Raw genomic sequence first — 21,890 nt, 5'->3', positions numbered from 1 at the left:
AAGTTGATGCATGGCACGTCCTCCCCGCATCGAGCTCGCTGGCGCTGTGTACCACCTCAGCTCACGCTGCGATGCTGGCGTGCGCGCCTTCGAGGATGACGCCGACCGCCGCAGCCTGCTGGCGCTGATCGCGCAGACCATGCAGCGTTTTGATGCCCAGGTGCTGGCCTACTGCCTGCTGCCCGATCACTTCCATCTGCTGCTGTTCACCCGCCAGGCCAATCTCTCGCGCCTGATGCGCCATCTCAACGGCGTCTACACCCAGTATCACAACCGCCGTCATGGCAGCGAAGGGCCGCTGTTCCATGGCCGCTTCAAGGGCGTGCTGGTCGATCGCGAGGCGCATCTGCTGGACGCCTGTCGCTACGTCGAACTCAACCCCCTGCGCCTGGGCCTGGTTCGCGAGCTGGCCGACTGGCCCTGGTCCAGCTACCGGGCCCATGTGGGCATGGAGCCGGCACCGGCTTGGCTCGACGCCGATGGCCTGCATGCCTATGTCCTGGGCCGCGAGCTGCGCGGTGCCCTGGACCGCCGCCGCGCGGCCGACCGCTATGCCCAACTGCTGGCCAGCGAGCCCGATCTGGCCTTGTGGCCGGGGCGCTTGCGGCAGCAGATCTTTCTTGGCGATGCAGCCTTTGTGAAGCGCATGCGGGCCGCGGTTCGTGCCGCCGATCAGGCTGAGCAGGCCCAGGCGCGCGCCAAGCCTGCGTCCCAGGGGCGGGCTGATCCAGCGGCTCGACTTCCATCCACTGCGCGCTCGAGAGCCGCCACCACGGATCGGCCGCCCTGGGCCGAGGTGCTGGCGCACAGCGGCTCGCGCGAGCAAGCGCTCTACCGCGCTCACACCGAGGCCGGTTGGAGCATGAGCGCCTTGGCGGCCGAGCTGGGCTTGTCGGTCTCGCGCGTCAGCCGTTTGATTTCAGGCGTGGAGCGCGGCCTGCTGTCGTGACGCTCGCGTGGCGGCTTCCGCGCCTGATCAGACTATCCCCGCCCGCTGTGGATAAGTTCGTGGGCAAGCTGCCCATAGCCCTGCCAAGTGATTGATCTGTCTGGCGTTTCCTTGGTTTGCTTCATTTTTGAGCACGGTGCATGACGGCCGTCCGGCCGTGCGCTCAAGCGCCGGAACCGCGTTCGGCCACCTGCTTCAGCCGCGCCAGGCCGGCCTCGAAATCGGGGCCCACCATGCCGTCGGCGAACAGGGCCAACCAGTGGAACAAGGGGTTCTTGCCCATATCGCCGTCCATGGTCCAGCTCAGCTCGGTGCCGCCGTTGCGCGCCTGCAGGCGCAGCTCGCCATATGAGGTGGTGCCGAAGTCGGGAAAGTAGAGCGCGTAGGCCACGCGCCGGCCGGGCTCGGCGGCCGTGAAGCTCATGGTGCCATCGCCCTCGGTCTTGCTTTTCCAGGCCCAGACCGCGCCGGCCCCGGATTCCGGGCCGCTGTACTCGATCTGCATGGCTGGGTCGCGCTGGTTCCAGACACTCCAGAGCTTCCATTGCCGCGGGCTGGCCACCAGGGCATAGACGGCGTCAGGGCTGGCCTGGATCTGCACGGTGCGGCTGACCTGGAACTTCGGCGACAGCAGCAAGCCGCCCAGCAGCAGGCCGGCCAGCAGCGCGATCAGGGCGAGCGCGATGAACTTCAGTGCTTTCATGGCAGAGGCTCCTTGGCAAGCCCGATGCGGGCGGAATGAAAAAGCAAAAGGGCGCGGCACGGAGGTGCGGCGCCCTTGCGGGGGTTGCGGCGGTGCTCGCCTCTGTGGGTGACTCAGTGAGTGAGGGCCAGGCGAGGGGCCGCCAGCTCGGCATCGACCCAGGCTTCCTGGCTCAGTTCGCGCGCGGCCGACAGCTGTTGGCAGAGCTCGAACACGCCCAGGTTGTCGGCGCCTTCGGCCTCGGGGACGGGGGCGCTGCTGATTTCGGCGGGCAGATCGGCCAGGGCGCCCAGCAACTGGAACAGCAGCTCCAGCGTGGGCTCGCCGTCGGCTTCCATCTGGCGCGCCAGACCGAGGCTGCGGCAGAGGTACCAGCAGGCGCTGGCGGCGTCATCGCATTTCGCTTGGTACAGGGCCTGGGTTTCCAGGGCTTCGGCACGCGCGTTCTGTTCTTCGCGCGCCTGGATCTCGTCCAGGGTCTGCCAGGAGCTGTCGATCAAGAATGCCTCTTCGCCGAGGGAACTGGCCGCGTCGGCCGAGTTGTCGGCCAGACGTCGTGCGGATGCTGCGAGATTGCGCGCCATGATGTGCCCTTTGAGACTGCTGAAGGAACCTGTTGCGAAATCCTAGGCGCTGGGCCCGGGCGGCGCGCCCCCGCAGACGGGGGTGAAGCGCCGGGCCAGGCTCGGCCTGCGTGCGATTATCACGCCCGCTCGGCCGATCTCAGCGTTTCTTGAGCGGCCGGCTCCAGCCGGCGATGGCCACCTGTTTGCCGCGCGCCACACTCAGCTCGCCGGCTGCCACCGGCTTGGTGATGGTGGAGCCGCCGCCGATGGTGGCGCCGGCACCGATCTCGACCGGCGCGATCAGCACGCAGTTGCTGCCCACATGCACATCGGCGCCGATCACGGTGCGGTGCTTGTTGGCCCCGTCGTAGTTGGCGGTGATGGAGCCGGCGCCGTAGTTGACGCGCTCGCCCACGGTGGCGTCACCCAGATAGGCCAGGTGGTTGGCCTTGGCGCCCTTGGCCAGGGTGGAGTTCTTGACCTCGACGAAATTGCCGATGTGGACCTCGTCACCGAGGTCGGCGCCGGGGCGCAGGCGGGCGAAGGGGCCGATCAGGGCGCCGGCGCCGACCTGGGCGCCGCCGGCCTTCTCGCCGTCGATGTGGGTGAACTCATGGATGCGGGTGCCGGCGCCGATGCTGGCATTGCGGATCACGCAGTTGGCGCCGATGCGAACGTTGTCGCCCAGAACGACGGTGCCTTCGAACACACAGTTGACATCGATTTCCACGTCCTGGCCGCAGCTCAAGCTGCCACGCACATCAAAGCGGTGCGGGTCGGCCAGGCGCACGCCGGCTTCCAGCAGGGTTTCGGCTTGTTCCAACTGGAAACGACGCTCCAAGTCGGCCAGCTGCACCGGGCTGTTGACGCCCAGCACCTCGGTCTCGTTCGGTGCGGCAATGCCCAGCACCGGCACGCCCTCGGCCACGGCCATGGCGACGATGTCGGTCAGGTAGTACTCGCCCTGGGCGTTTTCGTTCTTCAGCTGGCTGACCCAGCGTTTCAGCGCGCCGGTGGGGGCGGCCATCATGCCGGTGTAGCCTTCTCGGATGGCGCGCTGCTCAGCGCTCGCGTCCTTGTGCTCGACGATGGCCAGCACGTTGCCGTCCGCCTGGCCGCCCTGGCGCACGATGCGGCCGTAGCCGGTCGGGTCGCTCAGGTGGATGGTCAGCAGCACCAAGGCCTTGCCATCACAGGCTTGGACCAGGGCTTGGGCGGTGGCCTGTTTGATCAGAGGCACATCGCCGTTCAGGATCAGGGTCGTGCCCTCGTCCTCGGGCAGGGCCGGCACGGCCTGCTGGATGGCGTGGCCGGTGCCCAGCTGGGGCATCTGGCGCACGAACTGCACGCCGGGGCCGGCGACGGCGGCTTCTACCGCCTCGGCACCATGGCCGGTGATGACCACATTGCGCTGGGCTTGCAGGCCCTGTGTCATGTCCAGCACATGGCGCAGCAAGGAGCGGCCGGCCAGCTTGTGCAAGACCTTGGGCAAGGCCGATTTCATGCGGGTGCCCTTGCCCGCGGCCATGATGACAATGTTCAGCGCCATGTGAATGCAAGCGGGGCGGTGACCGCCCCGTGAGGTTTCAGTGAAGCGCTGATTATCAGCCGGCCTGGATGACAGCCCGCTGCGGGCTTGCCATGAGTAGTCCGGCGGGGCGACCGTGCTCAGCGGATCGCTTGCACCACCACGCGGTGCGGCTCGGGCCGCACCTTGGGGAAGTCGCTCAGCGCAGCTTCGAACAAGGCGCCGGCCAGTTCGCTGGGACCCTGGGTCATGCCTTCATTGCTGGCGCGGGCTTCGTAAAGCGGCTCGGCGGTCCGGCGGTCACGCAGCAGCACGGCGACCGAGCGGTCGTAGCGGCGATCCAGCATGTCCGAGGGGTGGTAGAAGCCGATGCGGCCCAGGCCGCCGTAGCGCCAGTGGGCATAGCTGCCCTGCCAGCGCCACCACAGCGGGTCGTCCCAGGGCGCGCGCTCTTGCGGATCCACGCGCATGCCCAGGGACACCAGCACATCGGCACTCTTGGCGTCAGCGGCTTCGGTGAATCCGGCCTTCAGCAGAGCCGCGCGCGCTGCGGCTTCGATGCGGGCCTGGGCCTCGGCCACTGCGCCCGCCTGTGCTTGCGAGGGCAGTCGCTCGAACGCAAAGCTGCCCGGCTTGCGGCTCTCGGGCCAGGTGCCGAAGCTGGAGACTTCGCTGCTGATGCTGTAGGGGCCGCTGCAGGCACTCAGGCCCAGCGCGGCCACGGCACCGAAGACAGCCAGAAGGGAACGACGAGGAATGTGCATGGCGGGCTCCTAACGTATTGTTCTGATGGCTTTGATTGTGAACCGAATCCAAGCCCGCTTTGTTGTCCTTGTGTTGTCGAAGGATTTACGTTTCTTGACGGTGGATGCTGATCACCGAGGGGCTGGCGCTGGCTTGCGGCGTGCTGCAGGCCTCGTCCTCGTCGAAGGCGATGTCGCCATTGGCGTCGGGCTTGCCATCGGCCTTGATGGTCTGGAAGGGGAAGAGGTCCCGGTCCATCATGTGCGAGGGCACGATATTGCCCATGGCGGTGAACATATTCTCGATGCGGCCCGGGTACTTCTTCTCCCACTCGTTGATCATGGCCTTGACCTGTACGCGCTGCAGGTTCTCCTGGCTGCCGCAGAGGTTGCAGGGAATGATGGGGAACTCGCGGTGCGCGGCCCAGCGCACCAGATCGGGCTCGGCCACATAGGCCAGGGGGCGGATCACCACATGCTCGCCTGAATCGCTGACCAGCTTGGGCGGCATGCCCTTCATGCGGGCGCCGAAGAACATATTCAGCAGCAGGGTGACGATGATGTCGTCGCGGTGGTGGCCCAGGGCGATCTTGGTGGCACCCAGCTCGCTGGCCACCCGGTAGAGGTTGCCGCGGCGCAGGCGCGAGCAGAGGCTGCAGGTGGTCTTGCCCTCGGGCACCAGGCGCTTGACGATGGAATAGGTGTCCTGCTCCTCGATGTGGAAGGGAATGCCACGCGACTTCAGGTACTCCGGCAGCACATGCTCGGGGAAGCCGGGCTGCTTTTGGTCGAGGTTGACGGCGACGATGTCGAACTGGATCGGCGCGCGCTTCTGCATGTTCAGCAGGATGTCCAGCAGCGAGTAGCTGTCCTTGCCGCCGGACAGGCAGACCATGACCTTGTCGCCGTTCTCGATCATGTTGTAGTCGACGATGGCCTGGCCCACCTGGCGGTGCAGGCGCTTGGACAGCTTGTTGATCTCGCGCGAGACCTTCTTGTCCTGCGCCGCGCTTTCGTCGCTGGCCGGCGCGGCCGCTTCCAGCTGGCTGGGCAGATCGAGGTTCAGGGTGGGGGCGTCTTGGGTGTTCAGCATGATGGGGTCTGTCCTTGCTATCGCGGCAGTCTGTGTCATTGAGCGCCCCGCCAGGGGCTGCGAATCTTCGCGTGGCGCGCGTGGAGCCGGCTCTGCCGGGCCACCGGGCGCTGCCCCTTGAGGGGTGCGCGAAGCGCGTCGGGGTGGTCCACTACCACTGGCCGCATTCGGCGCTGATGGCAACCTGGCAGTCGGGGAAGATTTCGAGTTTGGTGACCTTGATGCGCACGCCGGCCACGCCGGGCAGCTTCATCAAGCGGGTGCAGAGCTTGCCGAGCAAGGCTTCGAGCAGGTCGGTGTGCTCGGCCGTGCACTCGTCGATGATGATGGCGCGCACGCGGCGGTAGTCCAGCACATGGCCGATGTCGGCATCGCGCGAGACGATTTGCTGGGCACCGAGGTTGACCTCGGCATCGACCTGGATCGGTTGCGGGCCTTCGCGCTCGAAGTCCAGCACGCCGAGGTTGGCGCCAAAGCGCAGGCCGGTGATGTGGATGATCTGGCGGTTGTTGCGGCGCAGGGCCAGGCTGGGCTGGCCCTCTTGCAGCGGGCGCAAAAAGGCCTCGACCGCCTTGGCCGCCACCACACCGTCGCCCAGCGCGGTCTGCACGCAAGGATGCTGGCGGCCGCTGGCGTCGCCGGCCACGAACAGGCCCAGGGGCGCAAAGCGCGGCTCGTCGCGGAACGGGTGAGACGGTGCCGTGATGCCGGCGCGCTGCAGGGCGTCACCCACCTGCAGCCAGGCGCTGGGCTCCGCTTCGAAGCCGAGTAGCACGGCCACATGGTCAAAACGTTCCTCGCCAAAGGCCTGAGATTGAACCGTGACACCGGCCTCGTCCGGCAGCAGCCGGCTTGGCATCGGGCAGGGCAGGCGGGTCTGGACGGCACGGGCCAGGCCCTGGATGCGTTCCACCAGCCGCTGCTGGGCGCGCCAGTCGCTGCGCGACCAGAGCGTGACCTGGTGGCCGCGCGCCTGCAGGTAGAGCGCGTTCTCGGCCGCGTTGTCACCGCCGCCGAGCAGCAGGATGCGCGCCGGCGCCAGTTGTTCGCGGCAGGCGGTCAGGCTCAGCGCATCGAGCACACGCGGGTGGGGCAAGGGCGTGGGGAAGAAGGCTTCGGGGCGCAGCGGCTTGAGGCCGGTGGCCAGCAGCAGGGCGCGGGCCTGAACGCTGCGGCCGTCCTCCAGGCGCAGGCGCCAGCCTTCGCCGACCAGCCAGTCCAGATGGGCGCAGCTCTGGCCCAGCACCGTGTGCACTTCGCTCAGCCCCTCGATCTGGCGCGCGTACTGTTGGCCCAGGGTGGCCAGGTTCTGGCCCGGCGCGCCCAGCACCCAATCCTGGCCGAACTGCAGGCTTTGCAGACCGGCGCAGAGCTGCGGTGCCCGCTCCACCAACAGCACGCGCAGGCCCAGCTGCTGCAGCCAGGAGGCCGCGCTGCAGCCGGCCGGGCCGCCGCCGAGGATGGCGACATCGAGCTGCGGAGGGAGTGCGTTGGAGGTGTGGGGCATGGGGGGCTGCGGCGCGAGGGTCAAGGCGCCGGATTATCCCAGTTCACGCCTTGCGCCGCTCCCAGGCCCGCCACAGCCGCCAACCCAGCAGCAGGCCGAGGATGGCGCCGTAGAGCGCCGGCTCGGCAAAGTTGTTCTTGCCCGCGCGCATCCAGATGAAGTGGGCCAGGGCGATCAGGCTGAGCACATAGACCGCGCGATGCAGGCGCTGCCAGCGCGCCGCGCCCAGGGCCTTGATGGCGCGGTTGAAGGAGGTCAGGGCCAGGGGCAGCAAGAGCAGCCAGGCGACAAAGCCCATCAGGATGAAGGGCCGCTTGAGGATGTCGCGGCCGATGTCGCCGAGCTCCAGGCCCATGTCCAGCCAGCCGTAGGCCAGCAGGTGCAGGCTGGCGTAGAAAAAGCTGAACAGGCCCAGCATGCGGCGAAAACGGGCCAGGGCCGGCTGGCCGCTGAGCACGCGCAGCGGCGTCACGGCCAGGGTCAGGCAGAGGCCGCGCAAGCTCCAGTCACCGAGGCCGCGGATCAAGGCCTCGGCCGGGTTGGCGCCGAGCCGGTCGGTGGCGGCGGCCGCGATCAGCCAGGCCAGAGGCGCCAGGCAGAGCAGGAACAGCAGGGGCTTGGCCGCGGGGTGCAGCCAGAGGGAACGGCGCGCCATGCGGGGCGGCCTCAGTAGAACTTCTTCAGGTCCATGCCGGCGTAGAGCGAGGCCACCTGCTCGGCATAGCCGTTGAACATCAGGGTGGGGCGTTTCTTGGCGAACAGGCCGTCTTCGCCGATGCGGCGCTCGCTCGCCTGGCTCCAGCGTGGGTGGTCCACCTGCGGGTTCACATTGGAATAGAAGCCGTACTCGCTGGCCGCGGCGCGGGTCCAGCTGGACACCGGCTGCTTTTCAACGAAGCGGATCTTGACGATGGACTTGGCCGATTTGAAGCCGTACTTCCAGGGCAGGACCAGTCGCACCGGCGCGCCGTTCTGGTTGGGCAGCACTTCGCCATACATGCCGAAGGCCAGCAGGCTCAGCGGGTGCATGGCTTCATCGATGCGCAGGCCCTCGGTGTAGGGCCAGTCCAGCACGCCCGAGCGCAGGCCCGGCATCTGGCTGCGATCGGCCAGGCTGATGAACTCCACATACTTGGCGCGCGAATTGGGCTCGACCCGCTTGATCAGCTCGGCCAGCGAATAGCCCACCCAGGGGATCACCATGCTCCAGCCCTCGACGCAGCGCAGGCGGTAGATGCGCTCTTCCATGGGGCTGAGCTTGAGCAGCTGGTCCAGATCGAAGTTGCCGGGCTTGCCGACTTCGCCTTCCACCGCGACCGTCCAGGGGCGCGGCTTCAGGCTGCCGGCCGTGCGGGCCGGATCGGATTTGTCGGTGCCGAATTCGTAGAAGTTGTTGTAGCTGCTGGCGTCTTCATAGCGGGTCAGCTTGTCCAGGCTCATGGCGCCGGCCACCGTGCTCTTGGCGCCGGGCAGCTTGGCCAGCTTGCCGGGGCCGGCGGTCTGCGCCAGGGCCTCGCGGCCGGCCCAGCTGGCCAAGCCGGCGCCGGCGGCACCGCTGGCCATCAGCTGCAGCCAGTGGCGGCGCTGCTGGTAGACCGCCTGCGGCGTGATCTCCGAGGCCAGGATGGGCGTGCTCGGGGCAAGGTGGCGGTCGGTGTGGCGCATGGCGGGCAGCAATCGAAGAGGAGGTGGGTCTCTGTCGCGAGAACGAGCCTTGAGCTTACGGGCTGCCGCAAAATTTTGCCGGGCCAGGTGTCAATGTCCCGCGGGCGGGTGGCTGTGGCGCCAGGCGCCGGCCTCAGTTCCAGCCGGCGGGGCAGGGCAGGGCGCGCAGCAGGCGGCCGTGTTCGCCACTGTCCTTGAGCTTCTTGAGACCGAGGTTGAAATCCCGCAACAGCTCGGCGCTGCGCGCCACCTGTGGCGGCAAGATCAGGTGGGTGCTGAAGCTGTCGGTCAAGAGGCGCGGGTGGGCGGCGAACTGGGCCGCTTCGGCCGGCTTGAAATGATGGCCGAGCAGATCGCAAGCGACGTTGCGCTCCATGGGCAGCACATCGATGCGGCCCAGCAGCATCTTGCGCAAGCCGGCCAGGTCGGTGGGCGTGGCGTCACCGTCGAGCTCGCCGCTCTGGATCTTGGACCAGAACTCGGGCGTGTAGGTGTAGTCGCGCACATAGCCGACCTTGTAGCCGCGCAGATCGGCCAGGGTGGTCCAGTCGAGCTTGAGTTCGCGGCGGTAGACCAGCAGCCATTGCTCGGTCAGCACGTTGTCGCTGAGCAGGAAATCGCGGCGCCGCTCGGCCGAGGCCCCCCAGTAGGCGGAGGCGTCGTAGAGGCCCTGGCGGGTCTCCTGCTGGGCGCGGGCCCAGGGCAGGAAGTGGTACTGCACCTGGTAGCCGGCGAGGGCAAAGGCACGCCGCACGATGTCCAGGGCAATGCCCTGGTCCTGGCGGTTCTGGGTGGCATAGGGCGGCAGTTCACCGGTGGCGATGCGCAGCGGCGTGGCGACGGCGTGGCTGGCCGTGCTGGCCAGCATTCCGCAGAGGCTGAGCTGCAGTGCCCCCCACCCCAGCGCCCATCTACCCAGGGGCCCTCTACCCAGCGCTGCCAGCATCCTTCGCAGTGTCATGGTCGGGGCGGGCTGGCGGCGCATTGGGGGCTCAGGGTCTCAGAGCGTGCCGTAAGAGTGCAGGCCGGAGAGGAACATATTCACGCCCAGGAAGGCGAAGGTGGTGACCACCAGCCCCGCCAGCGCCCACCAGGCGGAGACGGCGCCGCGCAGGCCCTTCATCAAGCGCATGTGCAGCCAGGCGGCGTAGTTGAGCCAGACGATCAGGGCCCAGGTTTCCTTCGGGTCCCAGCTCCAGTAGCCGCCCCAGGCCTCGGCAGCCCAGAAGGCGCCCAGGATGGTGGCGATGGTGAAGAAGGCAAAGCCGAGGGCGATGGCCTTGTACATCAGGTCGTCCAGAGTGCTCAGCTCGGGCAGGCGGGCCGTCAGGCGGCTGCGCAAGGCCACGGCCAGCACGAAGAAGACCAGCAGGCCGGCCATCTTGCGGGCCCAGCCGTCCAGGCCGGCGATGGTCTCGGCCGGCAGATCGGCACCGAAGCGGGCGGCCAGAATCATGGCGATCAGGGCCAGGGGCATGGCAATCAGGCCCAGGCTCAGCGCGCGCAAGCTGGCCGTCTTGAGCAGATAGGCCAGGGCCACCATGGCGGCCAGGGCGAAGGTGCCGTAGCCCACGAAATTGGCCGGCACATGGATCTTCATCCACCAGCTTTGCAGGGCCGGCACCAGGGGCTGGATCTCATGCGCCTCGCGCGCCACCGTGTACCACAGCAGGAAGCTGACCGCCGCGCTGATCACCAGCAGCACATAGGCGCCCAGGGCCCGGGTCTTGAATTTCGCTTCGTAGTACAGGTAGAACAGCGCCGTCATCCAGGCGAACAGCACGAAGACTTCGTAGAGGTTGCTGACCGGGATGTGGCCGATGTCCGGGGCGATCTGGTGGCTTTCGAACCAGCGCACCATGGTGCCCACCAGGGCCATGAAGACGGCGCCCCAGGTTAGACGCGAGCCGATGGCTTCGGCGGCGCTGTTCTCGCCGCTCTTGGTGAAGAAGCCGCCCCAGTAGAACAAGGTGGCCATGTAGAACAGCACGCTCATCCACAAGATGGCGCTCTGACTGGACAGGGCGTACTTGAGCCAGAAGACCTTGTCGGCCGCGGCCAGATCGGCACCGAAGGCATCGGGCGTCTGGACGTACAGGCCGATGGCCAGCAGGCTGGCCGCGCCCACGCCGGCGCACAGCCAGCGCAGCGGCGCCCAGAACCAGCCCAGCGCGATCAGCGAGGGGATGGCGCAGACCAGGATGCCTTTTTCATAGCCATCCATCGAGGCGCCGTAGCGCGAGAAGGCGAACAGGCCGCCGATCAGGATCAGGGCGGCGAAGCCCCAGTCGAGGGCGTCCCGGCCTGAGAAGTAGCCCAGGTCCTGGCTGCGCACCGGCCGGCCGGTGCTGCGGAGGGTGCCGCTGCTGCTGCTTGCGCTGTTCATACGCCTTCTTCCTTGGAGAGATAGCCTTGCAATTGTTCGAACTCGGTGGCCATATCGGGCGATTCTCGGGTGCTGGCCATGGCCATGCGAACCCGGGTGGTTTCCGGCTGGCCCGGGCTGGGCTCCAGCCACAGCCAGAGGCGGCGCTCGCGGATGTAGAGCATGGCAAACACGCCCACGATCAGCAAGACCGCGCCCAGATACACCAGCTTCTGGCCCGGTGCGCGCGTCACCTGGAACACGCTGGCCTGCACCTGCTTGAAGTCCTGCAACTGCAGCAGCACCGGCGCCGGGTAGAACATGCTGTCCGACAGGGACAGCACGGCCTGGGTCATGAAGGCCTGGGTGGCGCTGTCGGTTGGGGCCGGGCCTTGGCCGGCTTGTTCTCGCCCCAGCTTGTAGAGCTCGAACAGGCTGCCGTTGAGGATGCGCAGCAGCACTTCGGAGACGCGCTGGCGTTCGCCTTCGGGCACTTCGCTCTCGATGAACTGACTCAGAGCCGGCAGGCCGCCCCAGCCGCCGCCGGTGTCGACCTTGGCTTGACCTTCGGCGCCGGCAAACAAATTGAGGGCGCGGCGCGCGGTGGCCTGCAGCTGTGGCGTCATCTGCGGCTTGTCATTGGGCGTGGCGACCACGGCATAGCGGCGGGCGGCGCGTTCGCGCAGCTCCGGGTCGAGCAGGTTCTGGCGCAAGCGCATCCAGCTGTCCATGCTCAGTTCCGAATCCGCCGGAATGCGCAGGTAGCGGAAGGCTTCGGACGGGGTTTCGCGCACGCCGGCGAGGAAAACTTTTTGCCCCTCCAGATCGACCGGCAGCATGTAGTTGTTGTACTCGCGGGCCTGGCCGGCCGCATCGCGCAGGCGGTAGCTGAACGAGGGGCCGACATTGCGCAGCTCCTTGTCGGCGCCAGCGCGGGCGCCGCTGCCCATGTGGTTCTGCAGCTTGTTGACCAGATCGACGGCGCGCACATCGGTGCTGTCGGCCTTGCCCGCGCCTCCGCCGCTCATGTTCTCGACATTGATGACGCGCAGCCCGGCAAACTCCAGGCGCAGGCTGTCGCTGGGCTTGCCGCCATCTTGCGGGGCGAAGCCATCCAGCTGTGTGCTGCCACCGACCACCCCGTCGATCTCGAAGGGCTTGGCCGCTGCTGCAGCGGCTTTGCGGCCCATGGGCAGGGCTTGCAGCTTGAGGCTGGAGCCACCGTCTTCAAAACTGCTTTGGTAGATGGCAATGCCGCGGTGCTGGGCCGGCTCGTTGACCTTGACCCGCTTTTCGGTCGTCAACCCGGTCTCGCGATCACGGATTACGATGTCGCTGGCGAACAGCTTGGGCATGCCGGTGTCGTAGTACTCGACGATGAACTTCTTCAGTTCCACATCGAAGGGCAGGTCCTGCAGCACCACGCCGCTGGGCATGGACAGGATGGCCGTGCCGGCCGTGGCGCCCTCCGGCACCATCAGGTTGCCGCGGAAGCTGGGGTTGTTGGGCGGCAGGCGGTGCTCGGGCTTGACCTCGCTGATCAGGCCGCCACCTTCGTAAATCGTCTTGCCCTGGGCCCACATCAGGCCGCGCACCAGCAGGTCGCCGTCCAGCAGGCCGCCGATGCAGACCAGCACGATGGCCGAATGCGCCGCCAGATAACCGATCTTGTTGCTGGCGCCGCGCCGTGCCGCAAGCATCACGCCACGGTCACGCACCTGCACTTTGGTTTTCCAACCGCCCGCCGCCAGGCGGCTCTTCAAATCAGCGAGCGCGGCTTCGGGCGCGCGGCTCAGCTGCAGGATGGCCTTGTGGTGGTGGGCTTGCAGGGACTGCTCGCGCACCGACTCCTTGAAGTTCCGAATGTCCTGCAGGATCTTGGGCGTGTTGCGTGTGATGCACAGGCTGGTCGAAACCACCAGAAAGGCCAGGATCAGCAGAAACCACCAGGCGCCGTAGACGGTGTAGAGGTCGAACTTGCCGAACACCTCAGACCAGAAAGGTCCGAACTGATTGACGTAGTTGTTCAGCGGCTCGCGCTGCTTGACCACGGTGCCGATCACCGAGGCGATGCAGATCACGGTCAGCAAGGCGATGGCGAAACGCATCGAGGCCAGCAAATCCATCAGCTCCCGGGCAGCGGAATGCGGCGCCACGGCCACCGGGGCCAGGGCAGGGGCTGGGCCAGCCTGAGGCGCGGGGGTCGGCGCCGCCGCTTCGGGCGGGGCCGATGGCGGCGGCTCGGCCGGCACGGTGTCGTGCGCGTACTCGCTGGAAGGTAGGGTGTCGCTCATGGAAGCAGGATTGTCGGTGGGCGAGAGGCGTCGAGGGCGAGACCATGAAAAAAGGCCGGTGAAATCCACCGGCCTTGTTTGTGATCAGGTGCAGCGGCCGAAGGCTCGCTTGGGCTCAGCGCAGGCCGGCGATGTAGTCGGAGACGGCCTTGATCTCGCGATCGTTGAGCTTGGCGGCCACGCCGATCATCTGGGCGTTGTTGCCGCGGGCGCCGGAGCGGAAGGCGATCAGCTGCGCTTCGGTGTAATCCGAGTGCTGGCCGGCCAGACGCGGGTACTGGGCCGGCATGCCAGCGCCGTTGGGGCTGTGGCAGCCGGCGCAGGCCGGGATCGAACGCTCGGCAATGCCGCCGCGGTAGATCTTTTCGCCCAGCTCGACCAGGGTCTTGTCTTTGGCGAAACCCGGCTTGGCTTGCTTGGAGGCATAGAAGGCGGCGACATGCTTGATGTCTTCGTCCGACACGGTGGCGGCCATGCCTTGCATGACGGCGTTCTTGCGGATGCCTGCCTTGAATTCGGTCAGCTGCTTGGCCAGGTATTCGGGGTGTTGGCCTTGCAGGATGGGGTTGGCCGGGCTGCCGCGCGAACCGTCTGCCGTGTGGCAGGCGGCGCAGACCTGGGCCGCAATGGTGCCGCCTTTGGCCAGGTCGGGCTTGGCGGAGGCCTTGGCTTCGCTGGCTTGTGCCGCCGAGAAAGTGGCGAATGCAAGCACGAGGCTCGTGGTCAGGACAGCAGCAGTCTTCATCATGAATTTATTGATTCGGTAAGCGCAACCCATAGATTTTACAATGGCAATCCATCAAGCCTGAATACTTCATGACCAACACCACTTCTGAGCCGCAAGAAATCGCGCCAAATCCGGTTGCCGCGGCCGCCCCCACCGACAAGGTGGTGTTGGGCTGGACCCACACTGCTCGCTTCCTGACCACCGCCAGCCAGCTGGTCCACCTGCCGCCCAATGAGCTGCCCGAGATCGCCTTCGTCGGTCGGTCGAACGCCGGCAAGTCCACGGCCATCAACACCCTGGCCCAGCAAAAGCGCCTCGCCTTTGCGTCCAAGACACCGGGTCGCACCCAGCACATCAATCTGTTCCATCTGGGCCCCAAGGACGCGCCGAACGCGCTGTTCGCCGACCTGCCCGGTTACGGCTATGCGGCGGTGGCCAAGGCCGCCAAGCTGCGCTGGCAGAAGGTGATGGCCGACTATCTGGAGGTGCGGCGCAGCCTGTCGGGCGTGGTGCTGATGGTGGACTCGCGCCTGGGCCTGACCGATCTGGACAAGCAGCTGCTCGAGTTCGTCACTCCGCGCGTGCGCAATGGCGAAATCAAGCTGTTGGTGCTGCTGACCAAGGCCGACAAGCTCAATCGCAAGGAGGCCGATGCAGCCTTCTTCGCCACCCAGGATTTCCTCGGCGACATCGTCACCGAAGAGTCGGATGTGCGCGTGACCCTGTTCTCCGCGCTCAAGAAGCAGGGCGTGGCCGATGTCGCCCACATCCTGTACGAGTGGGCCCACAGCGCCACCCTGGTCAAGGCCAGCTTCAACCCCGAGGACCTGCCCGACCCGGCGGCCCAGGTGGACGAGGCCGTGCGGCCTGCTGCCGAGTAATCGGCGCTGGCGTACTGTCTGTTGCGAGCCGCCGTCAGGCAAGGCGGACGGCGCGCAGGAACCGGAACGTACTTGAGCTACGTGAGGATTCCGAGCACCGGCCAACGTCGCATGGCGGTGGCGCAGCAAGACAGCGCGCAAGCGCTCAGGGCCGGCCGATGAAGAGGTAGATGGCCTTGCTGCCCTGTGGGGCCATGCCCACCGCCAGGTAGAGCGGGCCGATGCCGGTGTCGGCGCCGATGAAGAGGCTGGCGGCCGTGCGCAGGTCCTTGCTGGAGACCTTGTCGTTCTGCCCCCAGGCATTGCCGATCTCCAGCGAGCCGCCGTAGAAGAAGCCACGCGTCAGCAGCGGCGTTTCGCGCAGGCGGCGGTAGTAGGTGGCGCGGCCGAAGATCAGGGTGTCGCCGATCAGCTGCCCCGGCTGGTAGCCCGAGAGCTGCTGGAATCCGCCCAGCGAATACGGCCCTTGCGCTGAGTCTTCGGGCTGGCGGGCCAGGAAGGTGCGGGCATGCAGATTGAGCGTGTGCGTGCCCCAGCTGCGCACCCAAGTGCCTTGCAGCTCGGCGCGGTGGAAGGCCGCGTGGCGCACGCTGCCGCCGCTTTGCTGGCCGGCAATCGCCTCGAACAGCACGCGGTAGCCACGCTGCGGGAAGTTGGCGAAGTCCAGCTGGTCCACCACCGCCTTGAGGCGCAGGCCGGTTTCACTCCAGACCTTGTCCAGGCGGTTGTCGCTGAGCAGGGCCGGCGCCAGCTTGGGTGTGACCCGCCAGTTCTGGTGCTGCAGACCCAAGCGCAGCTCACCAAGGCGGCCCCAGGGCTGACCCAGATCGGCGCCGAAGGTCGCGGCCTGGCGCTGCAGCCGCGCCACGGCGACATCGCTGGTGTCCTGGTAGAGCGTGAAATTGCGGCGATCGAGCTCGGCCCAGCCGGAGACAAACCAGTCATTCGAGCGGCCGAGCTGAAAACTCAGCGGCTGGTAGATCTCGCTGTAGAAGCGCGGCGTCTGGCCGATGGTCAGCTGGTTGCGCCACTCGGTGCCCAGCGGGGTCAGCCAGTGGCGGTTGTGGGAGATGCGCAGATTGAAGGCGCTTTCGCCGTCGAAATCGGTGCTGAGGTCCAGGCCGATGCGGAAGTAGTTCGGGCCCCAGTGCTTGTCATCCATGGTGAAGACAAGCGCGTCGCCGCCGGCGCGCTGCTCGACGTGGTAGTCGACCCGCTCATAGTCCCCCGAGGAGGCCAGCAGGCGCGCATCGCGCTCGGCCCGCTCGGTGTCGAAGATCTGGCCCGGCGCCGATTCCAGCTGCGCCTTGAAGCGCTCAGGGTTGGTGATGCTGCTGCCTTCGAACTGCACCGCTGCCAGCATGGCCTTGGGCTGGTTGCGGCGCACGCGTTCCAGCTGCCATTCGGCATAGGCCTCGGGCGACACGGCCAGGTTGCGCAGGCGCGGCAGCATGGCTTCGGCCGCGGCTTCGCCGGCGGCGATCAGTTCGCGGGTCTTGTCGAAATCGCTGGCGCCCAGCGGGCCCAGCTGCGGCGTGATCAAGAGATCGCTCGGCGCCAGCGTGGCCAGGCTGCGCTGGACGTTCTGTTCGGTCAGGATGTTGATCATCTGCCCGGTCACGCCGACCAGGGAGTTGAGTGCCGAGCGGCCCGACAGCGGCGTGCCGACATTGACGGCGATCAGGCGCTGCGCACCCAGGCTGCGGGCCACATCGACCGGCAGGTTGTTGACCAGGCCGCCGTCACCCAGGATGCGCTCCTGCCATTCGGTCGGCGCGAACACGCCGGGCACACTCATGCTGGAGCGCAGGGCCAGGGCCAGATCGCCCCGGCTCATCACCAGCTGGGCGCCAGTCTCCAGATCGGTGGCCACGGCCCGGAAGGGTGTGGGCAGATCGTCGAAGTTCTGCACATTGCGCACCGGCAGGGTGAAGCGGCGCAGCAGGATTTCCAGCCCGCGGCTGGACAGCGTGCCTTGCGGCAGGCGGATCTCGCCGTCGCGCATGCCCACCTCCACCGCCGGGGAGAATTCGAAATCCTCTTCCTTGCGGCGCTGCGAGAGCTGCTGCCGGTCGACCCGGCTGTTGAACACGGTGCCCCAGTTGACGGCCAGCAGCTCGCGCTCGAGATCGCGCGCACTCATGCCGCTGGCATAGAGGCCGCCGATGATGGCGCCCATGGAGGTGCCGGCCACCATATCGGCCGGGATGCGCTCGCGCTCCAGCACCTTGAGCACGCCGACATGGGCCAGGCCGCGCGCACCACCGCCCGAGAGCACCAAGCCGATGGGTGCTCGCTCGGCCGGGCCGGTGGTCTGCGCCTGGGCTTGGGCAAGCGGGCTGCCGATCAGCAGCGCCAGGGCCAGCAACAGGCCGGATCGGGCCTCAGGCCTCATCGTCCAGGTCTTGCATCAAGGTATCGACGGCGCGTTGCACCAGGCTGTTTTCATCAAGGGCGGTGATCAGGCCATGGGTCAGCAGGCGTTCCAGGGCCGCGCGGGTCAGCGAGTGGCGCTGGTCGGGGTCCTGGCCGACGAAGAGGAAGAACTGCCCGCTCTCGCTGATCCAGGCGACCTGGGCAGTCAGCCAGTGGCTTTGCACGAACAGGTGGTACCAGCCGCCGATGTGCAGGGCGTCCAGCCAGGCGCTGAGAGCGCTGCGCGCCTCGGCCGAGTCGTTCTGGTCGTAGAGCTGCACCGGCACCGTGGGCAGGTGGCCGCGGTTGACCCGGGTGTGGGCCCATTGCGTGGACATCTGCGATTCGCGTTCGACCAGCAGGCGCTGCAGCAATTCCTCGGGGCTGAGCTCCTGCTTGCCGGCGCTGCGCTGGGCCGCCTCGATGGCCTTGGCCGCTTCGGGCAGGGCGTGCTGGCCGCGCAGCACGCGGCCATGCTGGAACATCAGCTCCTGCAGCACCGATTCGCGCTGCGCCTCGGGCAGGGCGATGGCATCGCAGCCGCTGCGCAGCCCGTCGATCAAGGCGGGCAGCTTCTGGCGCAGACGCTGGCGCGAGCGCTCGTCAGGCGCGTCGTGCAGGCTGTCCAGCAACTGGTCCACCCATTCGATGCGGGTCAGGGCCTGGCTGGATTCACGGCCGTGCAGCACCATGGCCTGCACGATCACCTCGGCCCAGGCCGTGCCCAGGAAGCGGCGCAGCTTGGGGCCTAGCGGGGCTTCGGCCGTCTGTTGCGCCAGCTGTTCACGCAGCAGCTTGAGCCAGGCCTCGCGCATGGATTCGCGCTCGAGCGCACCCAGGGCCTGCGCGCTGCGTTCGCTGCGTTGCTGGGCCTGGCTGCTGATGTGGGCGTCGACCCGGCTCAGTGCCTGCTGGAACAGGGCGGCGCTCGGCAGCGCAGCGTCGATCAGGCCCTGGACTTCGCCTTCGACGATGCGCAGAAAGCTCTGCAGGCGCTCGTCATCGGCGCGCTCGAAGGCCATGCCATGCGCGGCCACGCGGTTGAGCAGTTGCCAGGTCGGATGGTCCTGCTTGTGCAATAGATTGGCATCGCTGCGGGCCAGGCGCACCACGGCGACCTGCAGTCGGGCCAGCAAAGCCTTGAGCGGCGGCAGCAGGCGCGGGTCGGCCAGGATTTGGTCGTAGAGCCGGCTCAGCAGATCGGGACCGGGGCCGGCGCGGAACACGGGCGCCGCGGTCCCTGAGGCCTGGCTGCTTCCGGCGGGCGGCAGCGGCATGGGCCGGCTGTTGTGCTCGTGCACGCGGCGAGCCAGGCCGTCCAGGGTGGCGGGCTGGGTGCTGCGCCGCGCCAAGGCCAGGCGCATGTCGGACTCGGGGCTGCTGCGCTGGGCTGCGTGGCTGGCCACCATGGGGCTGAGGTCGGCCGCACGCACCTGGGCGCACAGGGCGCTGTAGACGCGCAGCATGCCGCTGGCCATGGGTTGCGAGGCCGCCTGCATCAGCTCGTAACGCGCCTGCGGCTCCATCTCGACGCTGGACAGAGCCACCAGCAGGGCCTGGGCAAACAGGGCCGGGCGCACCGGGTTCTCGTTCTTCAAGGCCCGCGCGGTGCCGCGCAGGGCGGCGAAGACATTGCCGAGCTGGTGCAGCTCGGCGCGGGCGTGCTCTTCCACGGCGTGGATCACATGGGCCACGGCCACGTCCTGCAGGGCCTGGCGGTCGTCGACCAGGCTCAGGGAGTTGATGTCGTCCAGCTTGCGCTGCAGCGGGTCTTCGCCGCGGGCCGAGGCCTGCAGCAGGGGCAGCAGGGCGGTTTCGAAATCGTTGGGGAAGCGCGCGCGCATGCGCCGCCAGCCGTCCAGCAGGTGGAAGTGCTTGGGGCGGCTGTCCAACTCGTCCTGGATGGCATTGAGCAGGTGACGACTCAGGCCCGGCGCCTGGGTCATGGCTTCGGTCAGCAGGGAATGCAGGGTAGGTGCGTTGGACATGCGAGCGGGGTGCCGGATTTGCCGCTGATTATCAGCGTGAGTGGGCCTGCTGGCGCGAGCGTGTGGCGCCCGGGCAGCAGCGGCTGTGGCGCGCCGCGGCCCGGTGTGCGGATTGGCACGCGGCAGCCGCGTCGACCCCTCGAGATGCGGGGTGTTCGCCGCCGGGCCAGTGCGGAATGTACGGGCCATGAAAAAAGGGGCACCTTGCGGTGCCCCTTTTCGGAGGTCAGCGTGACAGGCCCCGGGGCCTGCCGGGCAGGCATTACATGCCCATATCGCCCATGCCACCCATGCCGCCCATGCCGCCGGGCATGCCGCCGCCGGCAGCTTCTTCCTTCGGCGTTTCGGCGACCATGCACTCGGTCGTCAGCATCAGCGAAGCGACCGAAGCGGCGTTTTGCAGCGCGGTGCGGGTCACCTTGGTCGGATCCAGGATGCCCATTTCGATCATGTCGCCATAGGTGTCGTTGGCTGCATTGAAGCCGTAGTTGCCCTTGCCGGCCAGCACGGCGTTGACGACGACGGAGGCTTCGCCACCGGCGTTGTAGACGATCTCGCGCAGCGGGGCTTCAATGGCCTTCAGCACCAGCTTGATGCCGGCGTCTTGATCGGCGTTGTCGCCCTTGATCTCGCCAGCAGCTTGCTTGGCGCGCAGCAGGGCCACGCCACCGCCGGCCACGATGCCTTCTTCCACGGCAGCGCGGGTGGCGTGCAGCGCGTCTTCCACGCGAGCCTTCTTTTCCTTCATTTCGACTTCGGTGGCAGCGCCGACCTTGATCACGGCAACACCGCCGGCCAGCTTGGCCACGCGCTCTTGCAGCTTCTCACGGTCGTAGTCGCTGGTCGCTTCTTCGATCTGGATGCGCACTTGCTTGACGCGGGCTTCGATGTCGGCAGCAGCACCGGCGCCATCGATGATGGTGGTGTTTTCCTTGCCCACTTCGACGCGCTTGGCTTGGCCCAGGTCGGCCAGGGTGACCTTCTCCAGGGTCAGGCCGACTTCTTCGGCGATGACCTTGCCGCCGGTCAGGATGGCGATGTCTTCCAGCATGGCCTTGCGGCGGTCGCCGAAGCCAGGCGCCTTGACGGCCACAACCTTCAGGATGCCGCGGATGGTGTTGACCACCAGGGTCGCCAGGGCTTCGCCTTCGACTTCTTCAGCAATGATCAGCAGCGGACGGCCAGCCTTGGCCACTTGCTCCAGCGTGGGCAGCAGGTCGCGGATGTTCGAGATCTTCTTGTCGAACAGCAGGACGAAGGGGTTGTCCAGCAGCGCGGCTTGCTTCTCGGGGTTGTTGATGAAGTAGGGCGACAGGTAGCCGCGGTCGAATTGCATGCCTTCGACGACGTCCAGCTCGTTGTTCAGGCTCTTGCCGTCTTCAACGGTGATCACGCCTTCCTTGCCGACCTTGTCCATCGCGTTGGCGATGATCTGGCCGACGTCAGCGTCGCTGTTGGCCGAGATGGTGCCGACTTGCGCGATTTCCTTGGAGGTGGTGGTGGCCTTCGAAGCGGCCTTCAGCTCGGCGACCAGGGCCGTGACGGCCTTGTCGATGCCGCGCTTCAGGTCCATCGGGTTCATGCCGGCGGCCACGTACTTCATGCCTTCGCGCACGATGGCTTGGGCCAGCACGGTGGCGGTGGTGGTGCCGTCACCGGCGTTGTCGCTGGTCTTGGAAGCCACTTCCTTGACCATCTGCGCGCCCATGTTCTGCAGCTTGTCCTTCAGCTCAATTTCCTTGGCCACGGACACACCGTCCTTGGTCACGGTGGGGGCGCCGTAGGAGCGCTCGAGCACCACGTTGCGGCCCTTGGGGCCCAGGGTCACCTTGACCGCATTAGCCAGGATGTTCACGCCTTCAACCATGCGAGCACGAGCTTCGCCGCCAAAGATCACGTCTTTTGCTGCCATGTGTATTTCTCCGAATTCTTAGAAAAGGGTCAGAACTTGTTGCGGGTCGGGCGAAGAATTACTTCTCGACAACCGCAAACAGATCTTCTTCGCGCATCACCAGCAGCTCATCGCCGTCGACCTTGACGGTCTGGCCCGAGTACTTGCCGAACAGAACGCGGTCACCGACCTTCACGTTCAGAGCAATCAGGTCGCCCTTGTCATTGCGCTTGCCGGCGCCGACGGCCAGCACTTCGCCTTGATCCGGCTTCTCAGCAGCGGCGTCAGGAATGACGATGCCCGAAGCGGTCTTGGTTTCTTGTTCGAGGCGCTTAACGATCACGCGATCGTGCAGAGGACGCAGTTTCATCACATCTCCTTGAGATTTTCGGGGCTTGATCGGGTGTGGCGGCCGGGCCGTTCACACCGTCATGGGGGTAAAACCTGAACTCGCGCACCGGCCTGGGCCGGTTTTGGAGTTCGTTAGCACTCGACCTTGGTGAGTGCTAGCAGGAGGATTATAGGGGTGGCCCTCGGGCTTTCAAGAGGGGGCGAGGCAAGAAAAGCGGGGGCGG

18 protein-coding genes and 1 pseudogene are annotated in these 21,890 nt (G+C 67.1%); 2 read left to right on the top strand and 17 right to left on the bottom strand.

What is annotated here, in order from left to right:
- Positions 1-10: 10 nt before the first annotated feature.
- Positions 11-949: an REP-associated tyrosine transposase gene (locus AC1Q6P_RS05150; protein ID WP_492664516.1), complete on the top strand. Its 939-nt coding sequence runs from the start codon at positions 11-13 to the stop codon at positions 947-949.
- Positions 950-1,112: 163 nt separating this feature from the next.
- Here the strand turns inward: AC1Q6P_RS05150 and AC1Q6P_RS05145 are convergent, their stop codons facing one another.
- The 13 genes and pseudogenes from AC1Q6P_RS05145 to AC1Q6P_RS05085 all read right to left on the bottom strand — a co-directional run bounded on the left by AC1Q6P_RS05145 (position 1,113) and on the right by AC1Q6P_RS05085 (position 14,158).
- Positions 1,113-1,652, bottom strand: a complete 540-nt coding sequence (locus AC1Q6P_RS05145; RefSeq protein ID WP_492664517.1) for an SRPBCC family protein — start codon at positions 1,650-1,652, stop codon at positions 1,113-1,115.
- A 113-nt stretch (positions 1,653-1,765) separates the two neighbouring features.
- Positions 1,766-2,236 carry a hypothetical protein gene (locus tag AC1Q6P_RS05140; protein WP_492664518.1) on the bottom strand — a complete coding sequence of 157 codons (471 nt, stop codon included), beginning with the start codon at positions 2,234-2,236 and terminating at the stop codon, positions 1,766-1,768.
- Between the two features lie 139 nt (positions 2,237-2,375).
- The gene (glmU, locus tag AC1Q6P_RS05135; RefSeq protein WP_492664519.1) at positions 2,376-3,767 is read right to left on the bottom strand and encodes a bifunctional UDP-N-acetylglucosamine diphosphorylase/glucosamine-1-phosphate N-acetyltransferase GlmU; all 1,392 of its coding nucleotides are present in this window, start codon (positions 3,765-3,767) and stop codon (positions 2,376-2,378) included.
- A 119-nt stretch (positions 3,768-3,886) separates the two neighbouring features.
- Positions 3,887-4,510 (bottom strand): DUF4136 domain-containing protein, encoded by a 624-nt coding sequence (locus tag AC1Q6P_RS05130; RefSeq protein ID WP_171827507.1) that lies wholly within the window; start codon positions 4,508-4,510, stop codon positions 3,887-3,889.
- Positions 4,511-4,595: 85 nt separating this feature from the next.
- Positions 4,596-5,579: a tRNA 2-thiocytidine(32) synthetase TtcA gene (gene ttcA, locus AC1Q6P_RS05125; RefSeq protein ID WP_409994053.1), complete on the bottom strand. Its 984-nt coding sequence runs from the start codon at positions 5,577-5,579 to the stop codon at positions 4,596-4,598.
- A gap of 154 nt (positions 5,580-5,733) precedes the next feature.
- Positions 5,734-6,102 (bottom strand): dihydroneopterin aldolase, encoded by a 369-nt coding sequence (locus AC1Q6P_RS05120; RefSeq protein WP_223696736.1) that lies wholly within the window; start codon positions 6,100-6,102, stop codon positions 5,734-5,736.
- Between the two features lie 210 nt (positions 6,103-6,312).
- Positions 6,313-7,089: pseudogene (locus AC1Q6P_RS05115) on the bottom strand (NAD(P)/FAD-dependent oxidoreductase); the annotation flags it as partial.
- Between the two features lie 43 nt (positions 7,090-7,132).
- Positions 7,133-7,744, bottom strand: a complete 612-nt coding sequence (gene msrQ / locus AC1Q6P_RS05110; protein WP_171827510.1) for a protein-methionine-sulfoxide reductase heme-binding subunit MsrQ — start codon at positions 7,742-7,744, stop codon at positions 7,133-7,135.
- 11 nt (positions 7,745-7,755) lie between these two features.
- Positions 7,756-8,754 carry a protein-methionine-sulfoxide reductase catalytic subunit MsrP gene (msrP, locus tag AC1Q6P_RS05105; protein WP_492664520.1) on the bottom strand — a complete coding sequence of 333 codons (999 nt, stop codon included), beginning with the start codon at positions 8,752-8,754 and terminating at the stop codon, positions 7,756-7,758.
- Positions 8,755-8,887: 133 nt separating this feature from the next.
- Complete coding sequence (locus tag AC1Q6P_RS05100) at positions 8,888-9,622, bottom strand: substrate-binding periplasmic protein (protein WP_492664521.1); 735 nt, start codon at positions 9,620-9,622, stop codon at positions 8,888-8,890.
- 132 nt (positions 9,623-9,754) lie between these two features.
- Complete coding sequence (gene ccsB / locus AC1Q6P_RS05095) at positions 9,755-11,140, bottom strand: c-type cytochrome biogenesis protein CcsB (protein ID WP_171827513.1); 1,386 nt, start codon at positions 11,138-11,140, stop codon at positions 9,755-9,757.
- Positions 11,137-13,245: a cytochrome c biogenesis protein ResB gene (locus AC1Q6P_RS05090; protein ID WP_492664533.1), complete on the bottom strand. Its 2,109-nt coding sequence runs from the start codon at positions 13,243-13,245 to the stop codon at positions 11,137-11,139. The genes ccsB and AC1Q6P_RS05090 overlap by 4 nt, the downstream gene beginning before the upstream one ends.
- 283 nt (positions 13,246-13,528) lie before the next feature.
- Positions 13,529-14,158, bottom strand: a complete 630-nt coding sequence (locus AC1Q6P_RS05085; protein ID WP_102768038.1) for a c-type cytochrome — start codon at positions 14,156-14,158, stop codon at positions 13,529-13,531.
- Between the two features lie 71 nt (positions 14,159-14,229).
- Here AC1Q6P_RS05085 and yihA point away from each other — a divergent pair, with 71 nt between their 5' ends.
- Positions 14,230-15,021: a ribosome biogenesis GTP-binding protein YihA/YsxC gene (gene yihA, locus AC1Q6P_RS05080; protein ID WP_102768037.1), complete on the top strand. Its 792-nt coding sequence runs from the start codon at positions 14,230-14,232 to the stop codon at positions 15,019-15,021.
- A 145-nt stretch (positions 15,022-15,166) separates the two neighbouring features.
- On the opposite strand, the gene AC1Q6P_RS05075 is transcribed toward yihA, so the two are convergent.
- The 4 genes from AC1Q6P_RS05075 to groES form a co-directional block, all read right to left on the bottom strand.
- Positions 15,167-17,416: a patatin-like phospholipase family protein gene (locus AC1Q6P_RS05075; protein ID WP_492664522.1), complete on the bottom strand. Its 2,250-nt coding sequence runs from the start codon at positions 17,414-17,416 to the stop codon at positions 15,167-15,169.
- Positions 17,406-19,424: a DUF1631 family protein gene (locus tag AC1Q6P_RS05070; RefSeq protein ID WP_492664523.1), complete on the bottom strand. Its 2,019-nt coding sequence runs from the start codon at positions 19,422-19,424 to the stop codon at positions 17,406-17,408. The genes AC1Q6P_RS05075 and AC1Q6P_RS05070 overlap by 11 nt, the downstream gene beginning before the upstream one ends.
- Positions 19,425-19,686: 262 nt before the next feature.
- Entirely contained in the window at positions 19,687-21,336 is a 1,650-nt protein-coding gene (gene groL, locus AC1Q6P_RS05065; RefSeq protein ID WP_171827516.1) for a chaperonin GroEL, read from the bottom strand.
- Positions 21,337-21,394: 58 nt separating this feature from the next.
- Positions 21,395-21,685, bottom strand: a complete 291-nt coding sequence (groES, locus tag AC1Q6P_RS05060; RefSeq protein ID WP_102768033.1) for a co-chaperone GroES — start codon at positions 21,683-21,685, stop codon at positions 21,395-21,397.
- Positions 21,686-21,890 lie beyond the last annotated feature (205 nt).

This window comes from Roseateles sp. GW835-FHT13E02 (genome assembly GCF_058794035.1).
This window is presented reverse-complemented; position numbering and strand designations above follow the sequence as displayed.

What these genes read in the sequence shown, in the direction of transcription:
- AC1Q6P_RS05150 (WP_492664516.1), top strand. Translation starts at nt 11, where the DNA reads ATGGCACGTCCTCCCCGCATCGAGCTCGCTGGCGCTGTGTACCACCTC.
- AC1Q6P_RS05145 (WP_492664517.1), bottom strand. Translation starts at nt 1,652, where the DNA reads ATGAAAGCACTGAAGTTCATCGCGCTCGCCCTGATCGCGCTGCTGGCC.
- AC1Q6P_RS05140 (WP_492664518.1), bottom strand. Translation starts at nt 2,236, where the DNA reads ATGGCGCGCAATCTCGCAGCATCCGCACGACGTCTGGCCGACAACTCG.
- glmU (WP_492664519.1), bottom strand. Translation starts at nt 3,767, where the DNA reads ATGGCGCTGAACATTGTCATCATGGCCGCGGGCAAGGGCACCCGCATG.
- AC1Q6P_RS05130 (WP_171827507.1), bottom strand. Translation starts at nt 4,510, where the DNA reads ATGCACATTCCTCGTCGTTCCCTTCTGGCTGTCTTCGGTGCCGTGGCC.
- msrQ (WP_171827510.1), bottom strand. Translation starts at nt 7,744, where the DNA reads ATGGCGCGCCGTTCCCTCTGGCTGCACCCCGCGGCCAAGCCCCTGCTG.
- msrP (WP_492664520.1), bottom strand. Translation starts at nt 8,754, where the DNA reads ATGCGCCACACCGACCGCCACCTTGCCCCGAGCACGCCCATCCTGGCC.
- AC1Q6P_RS05100 (WP_492664521.1), bottom strand. Translation starts at nt 9,622, where the DNA reads ATGCTGGCCAGCACGGCCAGCCACGCCGTCGCCACGCCGCTGCGCATC.
- ccsB (WP_171827513.1), bottom strand. Translation starts at nt 11,140, where the DNA reads ATGAACAGCGCAAGCAGCAGCAGCGGCACCCTCCGCAGCACCGGCCGG.
- AC1Q6P_RS05090 (WP_492664533.1), bottom strand. Translation starts at nt 13,245, where the DNA reads ATGGATTTGCTGGCCTCGATGCGTTTCGCCATCGCCTTGCTGACCGTG.
- AC1Q6P_RS05085 (WP_102768038.1), bottom strand. Translation starts at nt 14,158, where the DNA reads ATGAAGACTGCTGCTGTCCTGACCACGAGCCTCGTGCTTGCATTCGCC.
- yihA (WP_102768037.1), top strand. Translation starts at nt 14,230, where the DNA reads ATGACCAACACCACTTCTGAGCCGCAAGAAATCGCGCCAAATCCGGTT.
- AC1Q6P_RS05075 (WP_492664522.1), bottom strand. Translation starts at nt 17,416, where the DNA reads ATGAGGCCTGAGGCCCGATCCGGCCTGTTGCTGGCCCTGGCGCTGCTG.
- AC1Q6P_RS05070 (WP_492664523.1), bottom strand. Translation starts at nt 19,424, where the DNA reads ATGTCCAACGCACCTACCCTGCATTCCCTGCTGACCGAAGCCATGACC.
- groL (WP_171827516.1), bottom strand. Translation starts at nt 21,336, where the DNA reads ATGGCAGCAAAAGACGTGATCTTTGGCGGCGAAGCTCGTGCTCGCATG.
- groES (WP_102768033.1), bottom strand. Translation starts at nt 21,685, where the DNA reads ATGAAACTGCGTCCTCTGCACGATCGCGTGATCGTTAAGCGCCTCGAA.